This window comes from Lonsdalea britannica (genome assembly GCF_002111595.1).
GTDB lineage: Bacteria > Pseudomonadota > Gammaproteobacteria > Enterobacterales > Enterobacteriaceae > Lonsdalea > Lonsdalea britannica.
On the sequence record NZ_LUTN01000018.1, the window covers coordinates 62117 to 76378 of the forward strand.

Sequence of the window (14262 nt, forward strand, 5' to 3'; positions counted from 1 at the left end):
TCCTGAAAGGGAACCGGGGCGCGAACGCCCACTAACGCTTAGCGCAGTTCCTGAATACCGTTAACGACTTTGACCTTTTTGTACGGCTGGGTCTGGCGCTGGTTATCGGCGCCGAGATTCAGCGGTCCGGTCACGCCGTCAAAATGCGGCGCGATGCTCTGCATGGCTGCCTGCAATGCTGCCGGGTCGGCGTTGCCCGCTTTGTTGATCGCGGCGGCGGCCAGCGTGATGCTGTCGTAGGCATAGCTGCTGTAGGCGGACTGCGGCGCAGTACCATAGCGCTGTTTAAACCGGTCAATGTAACCTTGCCCCTGATCGCCAGTACCGGCGACTTCCATCCCCACTCGGCCTTCAATGTACTCTGCCGGCGTGTTGGCGGTGCTCATGGTCAGATACATGCCGTACCACGGCGTTTTGTTCAAACCCAGCTCGTAGGATTCGCGGTTGAGCACCACCGCATCCTGACCGTAGGTGGTGTAGACGTAGGCGTCCGGTTTGGCGCGTGAGAGCTGGCTTAGCTCGCGGCGGTAGGAGGACTGGCCGCCGGTGTAGAGCATTTTGGCGACGACTTTGCCGCCCAGCGCCTGAAAATCTTTATTGAACTGATCCAGCATGCTCTGGCCGTAGGCGCCATTGGGGGCGACGAACGCCACTTTGCGGTAGCCCATCTCATACACGTCTTTGGCGGAGAATCGCGTCGCCAGGTCGGCCAGGCCGATCACGCTATAGGAGTATTTACCCACGTTGCGCATATCGGTGCTGGAAGAGGTGATATTGATATGCACGCGCTGATTTTTCACCAGATATTGCCCGACAGGGAGGGTGACGCTGGAGGAGAACTCCCCGGCGACCAGCGGCACGTTGTTGACCTGCGTCAGTTTGCGTACGGCATCAAGCGCGGTGACCGGACTACCCGCGGAATCCTCAATAATCACAGCCAGTTTCTGACCGTTAACGCCGCCGTGCGCGTTAACCTGATCCACGGCTAATTCGATTCCCCGACGCATGTCTTCGCCGATAGTGGCGCTGACGCCGGTCAGCGGCAGAATAGCGCCGATGGTCACATCCGCTTGTGCGGGCAGGGTGGCGCCGAAGAGTGCGCCGCCGAGCAGCGCTGAAGCTAAGAAAGCCTGACGAAAATGCACGGTCATACCTGTTTCTCCTGGTCGGAATCATCAATAAGGCGGAGCTGTAGTGGGCTTCATCCCTGGCGTTGTTATTAATATTTTGAGACTGCCACCGTCAGGGCGGAACACCCCGCAATCCGGGGCTTCACCAAGTGAATGACATAGTGAATGATGAAGTGAATACACTTTGCCAGAAACGTTGGAGCAATTGCTATGCCACCCCGGTCGAAAAACGAGCTTCGGCGGGAAAGCGGGAAGCCATTTTTCTTTCGGATAAATAATATTTACAGTAATAACAAGGAGTCACGTTATAAATTCAAAGAGAGAAACGGGACCTTTATTATTTATACGGAATACGAATAGATAATAAATAGATGGAATAAAACCGTTGTTCTGTACGAAATTGCTTCAGATTGGTGCATGTAGATTCACCGTTGTGCAAGATTTCATTGTTTCATCATTATCGCCTTATTTTCTGTTTCTCGTTATTAACAAGGTTGGGATTGTATTTTCATTCTTGGTTTTAGGTGTGGATAGAGGTGTATGCACATCGCCGTTGTGTTATGAATTCAGGCATGTTATCAATTCAATTAAGCTCATTTACGCCGTACTTAATAGGGCGCTCATCCCCGAATACGGTAATGAATCATTAAAATCCCGTGCCAACCCCGTGTCGGCTGTCGAGAGGAAATAACGTGCCGGTGAGTTCGAAAACAGTGCGCAGTGCGGACAGCGTGGAAAAAGTGTATGAAGCGGTGAAAGCGCTGGCGATCGATTATCACTTTAAACCGGGCGAAAGAATTAACGAAGTTGAGCTGGCTGCGCGTCTGGGCGTATCTCGCACGCCGGTCCGGGAGGCGCTGAATCGTCTGGCGCAGGATGGCTTTATGAGCTTCGTCCCCAACCGCGGTTTTTACTCTCGCGACATTACGCCCGAAGGTGTACACGACCTCTATGAAATGCGCGCGATTGTCGAACAGGCTGCATTCCGACTGGCTTGCCAGCGGGCCAGCGAGGAAGAAATAGAACAAACGGCGGCGATTTGGGAAGAGAGCTGCCGGGCGCTTCCAGACCCGGAAACCATCTCGGATTGGACCAAAGTGGCTGAGGACGATGAAGCTTTTCATCTGGCTATTGCCCGCATCACGCGTAACCGTCGACTGTACGAAACGCTTGAGAGTTTGAACTCCCTGATCCGCTTTTTCCGCCGAATCGATCTGGAAACGCCCAGCCGTCGTAATAATGCCTACGATGAACATATCGGTATTATCGATGCGTTGCGTCAGCGTGATATTGAACGCGGCGCGGCGCTAATGGAAAAACATGTTTCGCTCAGCGCCGATCACGCTATCGCGGTAACAAAAGAAGGGCTGGCGCGTATTTATTTCGGAAAATTAGATCATTTTAAATAATCTCTGCGGGAACATCCCGAATAAAGCGCCTTTAGGGGTGATGCGCCAAAATATACAAAGATAAGCGGTCTTGCTTTATTCCATCGCAGAACTATCGCGGCCATGAAATAGCCACAAAAGAAAAGTTGATGCTTTCGTTTAGCTTATTGGTGCCCACGTCGTTGACGATGGGCGTGTCTCTTTGCTGAGAAAGCGGCGCGCGCCAAACAGTGATACCGCGCAAAACAAAGCACCGCTTCACTGGATGACCGAAAGACCGTTTGAATGGGCAACGTTCTGGGCCATTAGACGACGTTGGCGGATGTTGCCGAGCCCTGTCTGCGGTCGGGTAAAAAGGGAATCGGGCCGCTTCGGGCCACGCGCCCGTTAATCACACAGAATCTGTTACGTCATTTTTAGGGGAAAATCATGAGTCAAATTCACTTTATCGGGGCAGGGCAAATGGCGGAAGCCATTATTCGGGCGGCGCTGAACAGCGGCAAGTTGGCGCGTGATGCTGTGACGCTGGAGGATATCGACGCCTCACGGATCGCCACGCTCACGGAACGTTACCAGCTGACATCATCCCTGAGTGGGGATGCCGCGCTGGCTGCAGCCGACTACATCGTGGTGGGCGTTCGCCCGCAGGATGATATCGCCGCGGTGTCTGCTCGCATCTGTCAGCACGCGGCACCCGAGGCGACAGTGGTGTCCATCATCGCTGGCGTCACGCTGGCGACCCTGACCGAACAGCTCGGCGAAACACGCCCCATTGCGCGCGTGATCCCGAATACGCTGACGGATACCGGCTACGGTTACAGCGGCGCGGTGCTGAACTCACAGGTCGAAGAAGCGCCGCTCTGCGAATTCCTCGAAAGCTTTGGCAAGGTGATGCTACTGGAAGAGCGGCTGCTGGATATTTTTACCGGCTTCGGCGTCGCGGGTCCTAACTACGTCTATTATTTCATCGAGTCGCTGGTCGATGCCGGTGTCTTGGCCGGGTTGCCACGCCAACAGGCGACGCAGGTCGCCTATGAAAATCTGGTCGGTGCGGTCGCGATGCTCAATATCAGCGGCAAACATCCGCGCCAGCTGCTGGACATCAATAACTCGCCGGCGGGTGTTGGTATGCATGGTCTGTACGAGTTGAACAACAGCGACTTTGCCGCCGGGCTGCAGCGTAGCGTGCTGGCGGCGGTCAAACGCACCACTGAACTGGCGAAATCATAAGCGACACGCCCGGTCCCGCGAGGACATTCCTAATAATGAATACCGTGCCGAAGCGGCTCTGTGCCGCGGTTCGGCACGGTATCCTGCTCCCCTCAGCCCATTTCCCATCACGACGCATCGTTATCATGCAAGGTATCGCTTATTGATTCGATAACGACAACGCATTAGCCCGTCACGGCGCACTTCTGTACTTTAGCCCCATACCAACACGCATGAGGATAAAGTGATGTCAGTAATTAACACCAAAGTTAAACCATTCAAAAACACGGCTTTCAAAAACGGTGAGTTCATCGAAGTTACTGAAAAAGACATTGAAGGTAAGTGGAGTGTGTTCTTCTTTTACCCGGCTGACTTTACGTTTGTCTGCCCGACCGAACTGGGCGACGTGGCTGATTACTACGACGAATTCCAGGAGCGTGGCGTAGAAATCTACTCTGTGTCTACCGATACTCATTTCACGCACAAAGCGTGGCACGGCAGCTCAGAAACCATCGGCAAGATCAAATACACCATGATCGGCGACCCGACTGGCCAGCTGACTCGTAACTTCGAAAACCTGCGTGAAGCTGAAGGCCTGGCAGACCGTGTACCTTCATCGTCGATCCTCAGGGCATCATCCAGGCAGTTGAGATCACCGCTGAAGGCATCGGCCGTGACGCATCCGACCTGCTGCGCAAAGTGAAAGCCGCACAGTACGTTGCCGCTCACCCGGGTGAAGTTTGCCCTGCCAAATGGAAAGAAGGTGAAGCGACTCTGGCTCCGTCTTTGGACCTGGTCGGCAAAATCTAAGCCTGCTCTCGCTAATACTCTATTGATGTTTTTATCGGGTGCTCAGCACCCGATTTTTTTCGCACTGAGGGATAATCAATGCTCGACAATACAATGAAAGTCCAGTTGAAAGCCTACCTGGAAAAATTAACCAAACCTGTTGAGTTAGTCGCGACGCTGGATGACTCAGCAAAATCTTCTGAAGTCAGAGAGTTGCTGACTGAGATCGCCGGATTATCCGCACAGGTCAGTTTCACCGAAAACAACGACCTGCCAGTGCGTAAACCCTCTTTTCTTATTACCAATCCGGGTTCTCAGAGCGGTCCGCGTTTCGCCGGCGTACCGATGGGACACGAATTTACTTCCTTGGTGCTGGCCTTGCTACAGGTGGGCGGGCACCCGTCTAAAGAATCCCAGGAATTACTGGACCAGATTCGCGGTCTGGATGGCGAGTTCCATTTCGAAACTTACTACTCGCTGTCTTGCCACAACTGCCCCGATGTCGTTCAGGCACTGAACCTGATGTCAGTGCTGAACCCGAATATCACTCATAGCGCGATCGATGGCGGCGTATTCCAGGACGAAATCGAGAGCCGTAACGTCATGGGCGTTCCGACCGTGTTCCTGAACGGCGAACACTTCAGCCAAGGTCGTATGACCCTGAGCGAAATCGTCAACAAGATCGATACCGGCGCCAGCGCTAAGCAGGTTGAACAGCTGAACCAGCGTTCGGTCTACGACGTCCTGATCATCGGCAGCGGCCCTGCCGGAGCGGCGTCTGCCGTCTACTCTGCGCGTAAAGGGATCCGCACCGGTCTGATGGGCGAACGTTTCGGCGGCCAGATCCTGGATACCGTAGACATTGAAAACTACATTTCCGTGCCGAAAACAGAAGGCGCAAAACTGGCGACCGCGCTGAAGAGCCACGTCGATGACTACGATGTCGATGTGATCGACGCGCAGACCGCGACGGCGCTGATCCCCGGTGCCGAGCCCGGCATGCCGCATCAGATTGAAACTGCCTCCGGCGCGGTACTGAAGTCTCGCACCATCATCATCTCTACCGGCGCTCGCTGGAGAAATATGAATGTGCCGGGCGAAGATCAGTATCGCACCCGTGGTGTGACCTACTGCCCGCACTGTGACGGCCCGCTGTTTAAAGGCAAGCACGTGGCGGTCATCGGCGGCGGTAACTCTGGCGTCGAAGCGGCCATCGACCTGGCTGGCGTGGTGAAACATGTGACGCTGTTGGAATTCGCGCCTGAACTGAAAGCAGACTCCGTGCTGCAGGATAAAGTCCGTAGCCTGCCGAACGTTGATATCATTGTTAACGCGCAGACGACGGAAGTGAAAGGCGACGGCCAGAAAGTGACCGGACTGTCGTATAAGGATCGCGTTAGCGAAACTGAACACGAGCTGGCTCTGGAAGGGATCTTCGTTCAGATCGGTCTGCTGCCGAACACCCAATGGCTGGAAGGGACGGTGGCGAGAAACCGCATCGGCGAAATCGAGATCGACGCGAAATGCGAAACCAGCGTTAAAGGCGTCTTCGCGGCGGGCGACTGCACCACCGTGCCGTACAAGCAAATCATCATTGCCACCGGCGAAGGGGCGAAAGCCTCGCTGAGCGCGTTTGATTACCTGATCAGAACGCAGTCGGCATAACCGTCTGTACGGCGCTGGGGCGCCGTAAACAATATCCTTGTTGTGTTTGTGTCTGAAGAACCGCTCAGCTTGGCTGGGCGGTTTTTTTTCGTCTGTATCCAACGCGTCGCGAGATCTTTAGTCTTGTTGGTTCTTAGGGGTCAACACGTCTGATAAGGGATCGCGAGAGACGTGGCCTAAGGGGCGTGTCACAGGGTTGCAAACCGCGTTAAGTCTTGAGCTAACCTCCCGCCGTTATCCACCGAGCGACAAAACGGCCCTCTGAGGCCTCCATTTTTCCTCTAGCCGTTGGCATTGAATAGCCCCTCTCTTCGCCTTATTACGCGTTTGAGCGTGTTTAACGCCTTGAGTCATATCGCTGACGCCGAAGATCGATATCTCTTTTATCGGCACATTTACTCGTTAATCCCCGTGAAATGCAGAACGGAGGGATTGGGGGGGAATATCAGAGCTGAAAAGAATGATGGAGCAAAAGCGACTGACATTATGGTCGGCCAAACCCCCTGCCAGAAACAGCGATACAGGCGTGCTGAACAGTGATGACCTGTATCGGCCAGAAAGAACGTCCGTTAATCAATGAATCGCCTCATACAGGCACTTTCATGCCCAATACGAGGGCATCGTCACCACGGGCTTTTTCGTCGGACCTACGGGGGTAACATTGCATTGCTTCTTTTTCTTCTATCAATTTGCTGCTGTTATAACTGAGTCGCTATTATTAAAAATAAATACGATCGAGTTCTCGTTTTTAAATATTTTATCCCTAGATTTAATCGTATTTTCAAGTGCTATTTTTTATAGGTTTTTGGGATAAGGGCCGTCTTTGGTGGAAATGAATTAATATAATTATTTACCAATTTAACCTATTCGCGTCAGCAGAGTGTAAATCTAGGCTCAATTCGAAAAATAACTGATTTACCCACTAAAGTTTTATTAAATAATACCGTTTATACAGACTCGCCAACACAAATAGGGAACGCACCATGAAACACATTCATTCTTTTTTCAAAATCGTATTACCCGTTATCTTTATAATGGTTTTGCCAAAAACGTTTGCTGACTCTGGCGTTATTCATTTCCGGGGAGCGATTGTGGAGTCTCCTTGTGAAGTGGTCCCAGATGCCCAGCACATCGCGGTTAGCTGCTTCCGCGCTGGGAAAAACCAGGTAATTCAGGTAAATAACCAATCGCAGTCCAATATTTTACCTCAGAATATTGGTTATGTGAAAACGACAACGCTCGAACCCGGAGTGAAGTCCATGGTTATTAATTACAACTGATTCATCGAGTTAAAAAATCAGGAATATGCCTGGCTATTTTAATAATAAAAAACTAACTCTAATAACAAAACTGTCAGGGATGACATTTCCCCTATATTAATCATCACCTTCCATTTTTAATTTTTAAAATCCCCCTTGGACTTGACACACTTCCTGTTATTTTCTTTATTAAATTGCATGCGAATTATTATCACGATTATTTAATATCAGACCGTGATGGCTCGCGAAAAAACGGCGATGAAAGGTGAGCGTTCTTTAGTAAATCGAGGAAGGCAACGCTCTGCCCGATGTTCTAAGGAAGGTGCCTCTATCGCATCGCATCATATCCGTTCTAAACGACATCGTCGGGGCGTCGTGACGTTGCGAGCGTAGGAGGGACGACGACGTCGTCAGCTCTCGTTTAAGCCGCGTTCCGTTACGCCGTCTCCACTGACGACGACAGTGCTGTCAAAAATGTCTTTACCCTCTCTTTTTGCGCGAAAAGGCCAGACGTTCTTCTGCGACAGGTTATGCGACCAAAGCTCAATAGAATGATATGGATGGGGGGCTTAATTCCTTTATTTCCTTGACCAAATAACACGTTTATTTCGATTTATTTAGCTAAGTGAAATAGGCATATATAGAGGAACACATTGAATATTAACCAATGTTTATTAGCCTCCTTATTTTTTATAAAAATGACTTATTTTTAATTATTTATTTTCGTTGATCTCATTTTACATGGCCTTGTATTTAAAATATTTATTCATGAATCGCGCAGAATTAAAAATACTATTGTATTATATTAAAATACAACCGTTACATTACCTATTCAAAACAATAATTTCATTGACATATTTTGCACACATTGCGAGGAGAGAGCTATGGCATCTGAGAGTGAGATCGTCATTTATAAAGGTTATAAAATCCATGTTGATAAAAACATATACAACCCGGAACTAAAGACAGCGATTTTTATCAATGGCGCATTAGCCACATCGTCTTCATTTCTTATTTGGGTAAAACACCTAAAAGGAAAGGTAAATACGATTCTTTTCGATTTCCCTTTTGCCGGTAAATCCAAGCCGTTAAATAATTCACTGGATATCATCACGAAAGAACAGGAGGTGGATATTATCAACTTCCTGATAAGACGTTATCGGCCTGAGATCATCATGTCCGTTTCCTGGGGCGGCCTTGGGGCGCTAATGGCTGCCTCACAAAACAATGACATCCTTGAGATGGCTGTGATCGCGGCTTTCTCTATGACGATCAATGAAAAAATGGAACGTTATATTCTCCAAGCCCGTGAGTACGTTTATCAGCATGAGTTCGAAGCGGTAGCGAATCTGTTGAACAATGAGGTGGGAAAATACCTGCCGAGATTATTTAAAAGAACCAATTTTAACCACGTGGCTCATCTGGATGAGCATGAATATCGGCAGGCGTGTTTTCACCTCGATCAAATCCTGATGTTAAGGGATTACGACTACGAAAAATTTATTAGCAAGATATCCATTCCGGTCGTATTTATTAACGGCGAAAAGGATGAATACACCACGGCTAAAGAGGTCAGAAATCTTGATAAATACCTCGATGATGCTCGATTCTATACCCTGAAGGATGCCGGTCACTTTCTTGACCTAGAGAGTAAGGCGGCTTCTTTAGGGGTGAAATCGATATTCGAAGAGATTTTTATTAACCAGCAGGAGTTCGTATGAATGTGTTTTTGGCGACCCTTGGATCGTCGGGTGATGTATTTCCTTTTATTTTGATTGGCGAGCACATGGCCAAACGTGGCCATAAGGTATTTCTGTGCACCAACCCTTATTTCAAAGGTTTGGCCGAGTCTCGCGGGTTGAATTTTATTAGCGTAGGCTCAACCCAGGAATATATCGCAGGGGTGCATTCAAGAGCGCTGTGGGACAAAAAAACGGCCTTAGATACCCTGTGCCGCTACATGCTGAACCAGCAGGAGGAGATGTATCAGCAGTTGGAGAGGGTCATCGATAGCTCTTCGGTGCTGCTCACGTCGCTCTGGTCTTTTTCCGCCAAAGCGTTAGGGGAGAAGAAAGGCTGCTGTACGCTCCCGGTACGCGTGGGGCCTTCGACGTTTTTGTCGTGCTACAACCTGCCGCAGCATGGAAAACTGGCGCTGGCGAACAAGCTCCCGATGCCGCTGCGTAAAGGCATGGTCTCCCTGTTCGAAAAAAAGGTGTTGGATAAACGGCTCTGCGCAGAGGTCAACGCGCAGAGATCGCGCGTGGGCCTGCCACCGATCAAACGGATTCTGTCGCAGTGGGTTCACTCGTCCGCGGACGGGCTCATTTGTCTGTTTCCCGAGTGGTTCGTCCATCCGCAGCCAGACTGGCCGCGCAATGCCAACCTCGTGGGACTGCCGTTGTTTGAAGCGCAAGACGCGCCCGCCGACGAAGAGCTGGCCCGTTTTCTGGAAAGTGAAACGGTGATGTTCTCTCCGGGCTGGTCGCTGCAGTTCGACGAATACTTCTTCAATGCCGTTATCGCCGAAGTGACGCGGCAGCGGCGGCAATGTCTGGTCGTGGGGGTGAATCCGGACGATGTCCCTGTGAGGCCGGGGGTTTTAGTCAGAAAAGAGGTCGATCTGGAGTCCTGCCTTCGTCACTGCGTGGCCGCGGTACACCACGGCGGTATTGGCACCATCTCGCACTGCTTCTATCAGAGCGTTCCGCAGCTGATTTTCCCCAGCGCGTTCGATCAGTTTGATAATGCCTACCGGGTCGAACAACTGGGCTGCGGGATTCAGGCCAAAAGCCGTCTGCCGGAGAAATTTTCTGACGATTTAACCCGCGTGATGACAGACGAAAACATGCGTAAGCAATGCCGCCGTATTCAGGAGAAATACGGCGAAAAGAATCACTGTCTGGAGAATGTCAGGCATGCGCTGGAGCAGGCGCATCAACGCCATGCTCCAACGCCGCAGTGTCGCTTACAGATGGCCTGACAGACGCTGATGCATGTGGGTGCTGTGGGCATCTAGTCCGACAATCGACACGCGGGTGTTGTACCGTTGATAGCGATTCTCGATGGCGTCCAGCGCGGCCACGCTGGACGCGTCCCAGATTTGGGCGAGGGTGAGGTCGATGGTGACCTGCTGCGGATCTTCGGCATACTGGAAATGCTCGAACAGATCGTTGCTGCTGCCGAAAAACAGCGGACCTTTCACGCGGTAACACACTGACTTCCCATCTGCGCTGACTTCCCGCTCGGCATCGATCACATGCGCGACGCGGCGGGCGAACAGCAAAATGGCGAAGATCACGCCGCCTGCGACGCCAATCGCCAGATTGCCGGTCCACACGGTGGCCATCACGGTGACGATCATAATCAGGGTTTCCGACAGCGGCATCCGCCGCAGCGTCGCGGGCTGCAAACTGTGCCAGTTCACCGTTTTTAACGCGACGATCATCATGATACCGGCCAGCACCACCATCGGGATTTGCGCCATGATGTGGCTTAAACCGGTCACGAGAATCAGCAGGACCAGCCCCGCGGCCACGGTGGAAATCCGGCTCCGGGCTTTGCCCATCTCCACGTTGACGACCGTCTGACCGATCATCGCGCAGCCCGCAATTCCGCCGTAAAAGCCCGCCAGGATATTGCCGACGCCCAGCCCCCAGCACTCGCGCTGTTTGCTGGAGTGCGTATCGGTGATGTCGTCCACCATTTTGGCGGTCAGCAGTGATTCCATCAGCCCGACAAACGCCACGCTGAGCGCCGTCGGCCAGATGATGGACAGCGTTTCCAGATTCAGCGGCTTCGTCAGCTGGGTGAACCCCGGCAGTCCGGCCTGCATCGGTCCCGCATCGCCGACGGTCGGGACATGCAGCCCGGCCAGCAGCGCGATGGGGGTGATGACCACTATCGCCATCAGCGGCGACGGCACGCTTTTGAGCAGATAAGGCAGCAAGACGACAATTGCGATCGTCGCCGCGAACAGCAGCCAAACGGCAGGCGACTGGCCCAGCACGTGCGGCACCTGCGCGGCAAAGATCAGTATCCCGAGCGCGTTGACGAAGCCGAGCATCACCGAACGCGGAATATAACGCATCATGCGCGACAGGCCGACGAGCCCGAACACAATCTGAATGATACCCGCCAGAATGACGGCGGGCAGGATATAACCCACGCCGTGGGCATGCACCATCGGGCCGATGACCAGCGCGACCGAACCGGCGGCGGCGGTCACCATCGCAGGACGGCCGCCCAGCACGGAAAGCGTGAGGCACAGTACGACGGAGGCGATCAGGCTCACCTTGGGATCCACGCCGGCAATGACGGAAAACGAGATCACCTCGGGGATCAGCGCGAGCGCGGTGATGATCCTGCCAGACACTCACGGGTGAGCGCGGAGGGGGAGCGTAATACGGCGGCCACCGAAGCGGAACCGGCCGGGGTTTTTACTGCGGTATCGGAAGATGGCGTCATAGCGTTTTTTTAGTGGTTAAGGGGAGCGACGAGAAAGCGGTAGTGAAAAGCATAATTTATCGTCGGGATAAATGATACCGCGACGGGGAAGGAGAGAAGACGGCAGGGGGAGCGCCCCGCCGTCTTTCCGGACGACGATTAACGCAGATCTACAGTCAGTTCCGGCGTCCCAAAGCCCATCAGTTTGGCATTCGATGCCTCAAAATAGGCCTGCCAGAAGGCTTTCAACTGTTGCAACACTTTCCCCGAGCGATAGCTGTTTTTGGCATTGATGTCGATAAGGCCAGCGCCCGCGACATACACGTTGGCGCCGCCGAAGTCCGCCAGCAGCCCTTGCCGCGTGACACGTTGCAGCTCATCCTTCGGCGAGAGTTCACGGATAGCCTGCTGGCGATAGAAGCTATCGAAATCGCTGTTTTCCAACATGTCCGAGATCAGCAAAACCGTGGTCTGCGAAGATGGACTGTGCTGCCGATCGCTGGCGATGTGCTTCAGGCTATCGAGAATTTCGCTTTTGGCGATGCGGGTTTGACTATCGGCGAAGCTCGCCGCCATGTGTCCGCCTAGGGTCTTGGCGAAGAACTGCTGCTGTTGAACCAGACAACCGTCCAGCGATTTGAGGCTGTCCATGCCGATACCGTTGCGGGTTTTCTGATCGGTGAACGGCATCTCCAGCCGTCCGTCGAATACCCGCTTCATGTAGTTGTCCTGCAGCAGCGCCGAGAACTGATACAGCATGATGTGGTCGCCCGGCTGCACGAAACGCAGCACCTGATTCCAGGTGGATTTCTTCAGTTCGAGCGGCACCGTGACCGTTTGGTCGACAATGATGACCAGTTCCCGGCCGGTTTCCGCCGGGCGATACTGCGGCATATGCGCATAGTCATAGCAGCTGGGGATATCGTTACGCGGCGCGGCGGCGACCGCTGTGCTGAGCCCCAACAGCAGCAGGGCAAGGCAATGTTTCATGGCAGCTTCCTCTTCTCTGTTAGGCGCGCGCTTTGTTGAGAATCGCCTGTACACGTTGGCGGCTCGCCAGCGCATCCAGAGACAGTCCCAGTGCTTTCGACACCTGCGCCAGCTCTTCTGCGCTCAGCGTGGTCAGATCGCCAAGGGATTCAATCTGCGCGCTGTCACCGCGCTCGGCAGCCGCAGGTGTTGCAGGCGATGAATCAGACGTTGCGGTCGCGACCGGACTGGCGGTTTCGGGAGCCGGAGAGGCGACGACCGGCGCAGCCTGCGGCGTGGTTGTCGGGGCTGGCTCATGGCTCTGCTGATGCGGGGTGTGTTCGCGAGCTGATTGCTTGCCGTGCACGTAGTCGTCAAAGGTCGGCATCTGGGACAGCGGTTCGCTGCGGCCGTTTTGCCGTTGCATCATCAGTCGGTTTTGCAGCGTGGCGAGCTTCTGCTGCGCATCGCGCTCTACGCGTTCGCGGCGCGCGGCATGGTAGGCGGCGAACTCATCCGAACCGCTGAAATGACCGATGTATTTGGCAGCCTTGGCGGAGTCAATACCCGCGAACGAGCGGAAGATCCCGATAAGGATCCCGATCAGTTGCACGCCCACAAAAATCACGGAGAGGATGATGAAGGTCAGCTTCGAGGCGAAAACGCGATTGCTGGCGACTTCGGCGACGGCCTGTTTATCCGCAGCATGGTTGTCCTCGACCGCGGCAGCAGGCAGCTCGAACGGCGAACCGCCGCTTTCTGCGCTGCTCTGGCTAAACGGCGAGGCGTTGACGGCCTGGGTCTCCATCGCATTAATTGTTGAGGCGCGAATAAAATAGGCGCCAAAAGCGAACGTGGTGATCAGGACCAACGCGACGACGGTGCACCAGTATTGCGGCTTGACCTGAACGCTGTGGTTAATACGGTTCAGGATCTGGATGTAGTTCGGTTCGTTATCGTCGTCGCGGCTATTTTCCAGCGTGATCCGGTGGCTGGTCATCAGGTCTTTGGCGGTGCTGTTATGGCGCGCTTGGGAGTGCCAGTAGCGGATTTTTTTCAGCAGCGTGTTTTTGTGCAGTTCCGCCCCCATCAGATGGGTGGCTGGCACCAGAATCACCCCGATCAGGACAGAGATGACCAGCGCGGAAAACTCAGCCTGATTGGCAGAGATGTTGTTGGCGATGAAGGGGGAGAGCACCAGGCGAAAATAAAGGCTTCCAGAATCACCAAGGCGATGCTGCACAGCCATAGAATGATGCCGGTGGGTTTGCGTCCGCGCTCCTCGACTTTATCGAGGTAATCGACGCAGCGACGGTAAAAGCTCGCGTCGCGGCTGGTGGTTTGGTGATAGGCGTAATATTTGGCGCACAGGGCTTCTTCCGAGGGATACCAGTCTTGCTTACCGGT

The 14262-nt window shown here is 53.3% G+C and carries 9 protein-coding genes and 2 pseudogenes; 7 read left to right on the top strand and 4 right to left on the bottom strand.

Annotated features, from left to right (window positions below):
* Positions 1 to 38 precede the first annotated feature (38 nt).
* Complete coding sequence (locus tag AU509_RS14450) at positions 39 to 1151, bottom strand: ABC transporter substrate-binding protein (RefSeq protein WP_094118668.1); 1113 nt, start codon at positions 1149 to 1151, stop codon at positions 39 to 41.
* Positions 1152 to 1828: 677 nt separating this feature from the next.
* Between AU509_RS14450 and AU509_RS14455 the strand changes: the two genes are divergently transcribed.
* The 7 genes and pseudogenes from AU509_RS14455 to AU509_RS14485 all read left to right on the top strand — a co-directional run bounded on the left by AU509_RS14455 (position 1829) and on the right by AU509_RS14485 (position 10423).
* Positions 1829 to 2539 (top strand): GntR family transcriptional regulator, encoded by a 711-nt coding sequence (locus AU509_RS14455; RefSeq protein WP_244201011.1) that lies wholly within the window; start codon positions 1829 to 1831, stop codon positions 2537 to 2539.
* A 408-nt stretch (positions 2540 to 2947) separates the two neighbouring features.
* Entirely contained in the window at positions 2948 to 3748 is an 801-nt protein-coding gene (locus AU509_RS14460; RefSeq protein ID WP_094118670.1) for a pyrroline-5-carboxylate reductase family protein, read from the top strand.
* Between the two features lie 226 nt (positions 3749 to 3974).
* Positions 3975 to 4537, top strand: a pseudogene (gene ahpC, locus AU509_RS14465) (alkyl hydroperoxide reductase subunit C).
* A gap of 78 nt (positions 4538 to 4615) precedes the next feature.
* Positions 4616 to 6181, top strand: coding sequence for an alkyl hydroperoxide reductase subunit F (ahpF, locus tag AU509_RS14470; RefSeq protein WP_085653146.1), 1566 nt, complete (start codon positions 4616 to 4618; stop codon positions 6179 to 6181).
* A 983-nt stretch (positions 6182 to 7164) separates the two neighbouring features.
* Positions 7165 to 7461, top strand: coding sequence for a type 1 fimbrial protein (locus tag AU509_RS14475; protein WP_085653402.1), 297 nt, complete (start codon positions 7165 to 7167; stop codon positions 7459 to 7461).
* A gap of 863 nt (positions 7462 to 8324) precedes the next feature.
* Positions 8325 to 9161 carry an alpha/beta fold hydrolase gene (locus AU509_RS14480; RefSeq protein WP_094118671.1) on the top strand — a complete coding sequence of 279 codons (837 nt, stop codon included), beginning with the start codon at positions 8325 to 8327 and terminating at the stop codon, positions 9159 to 9161.
* The gene (locus AU509_RS14485) at positions 9158 to 10423 is read left to right on the top strand and encodes a glycosyltransferase (protein ID WP_094118672.1); all 1266 of its coding nucleotides are present in this window, start codon (positions 9158 to 9160) and stop codon (positions 10421 to 10423) included. The genes AU509_RS14480 and AU509_RS14485 overlap by 4 nt, the downstream gene beginning before the upstream one ends.
* Here the strand turns inward: AU509_RS14485 and AU509_RS14490 are convergent.
* The 3 genes and pseudogenes from AU509_RS14490 to AU509_RS14500 form a co-directional block, all read right to left on the bottom strand.
* Positions 10409 to 11907: pseudogene (locus AU509_RS14490) on the bottom strand (SulP family inorganic anion transporter). The gene AU509_RS14485 and the pseudogene AU509_RS14490 sit on opposite strands and share 15 nt — an antisense overlap.
* A 138-nt stretch (positions 11908 to 12045) precedes the next feature.
* The gene (locus AU509_RS14495) at positions 12046 to 12876 is read right to left on the bottom strand and encodes a hypothetical protein (RefSeq protein WP_094118673.1); all 831 of its coding nucleotides are present in this window, start codon (positions 12874 to 12876) and stop codon (positions 12046 to 12048) included.
* 19 nt (positions 12877 to 12895) lie between these two features.
* Entirely contained in the window at positions 12896 to 14104 is a 1209-nt protein-coding gene (locus AU509_RS14500) for a hypothetical protein (protein WP_254901594.1), read from the bottom strand.
* Positions 14105 to 14262: the final 158 nt, after the last annotated feature.

Bases quoted from the DNA above. Each gene is read 5' to 3' on its own strand.
- AU509_RS14450 (WP_094118668.1), bottom strand. From the start codon at position 1,151: ATGACCGTGCATTTTCGTCAGGCTTTCTTAGCTTCAGCGCTGCTCGGC.
- AU509_RS14460 (WP_094118670.1), top strand. From the start codon at position 2,948: ATGAGTCAAATTCACTTTATCGGGGCAGGGCAAATGGCGGAAGCCATT.
- ahpF (WP_085653146.1), top strand. From the start codon at position 4,616: ATGCTCGACAATACAATGAAAGTCCAGTTGAAAGCCTACCTGGAAAAA.
- AU509_RS14475 (WP_085653402.1), top strand. From the start codon at position 7,165: ATGAAACACATTCATTCTTTTTTCAAAATCGTATTACCCGTTATCTTT.
- AU509_RS14480 (WP_094118671.1), top strand. From the start codon at position 8,325: ATGGCATCTGAGAGTGAGATCGTCATTTATAAAGGTTATAAAATCCAT.
- AU509_RS14485 (WP_094118672.1), top strand. From the start codon at position 9,158: ATGAATGTGTTTTTGGCGACCCTTGGATCGTCGGGTGATGTATTTCCT.
- AU509_RS14495 (WP_094118673.1), bottom strand. From the start codon at position 12,876: ATGAAACATTGCCTTGCCCTGCTGCTGTTGGGGCTCAGCACAGCGGTC.
- AU509_RS14500 (WP_254901594.1), bottom strand. From the start codon at position 14,104: ATGGCTGTGCAGCATCGCCTTGGTGATTCTGGAAGCCTTTATTTTCGC.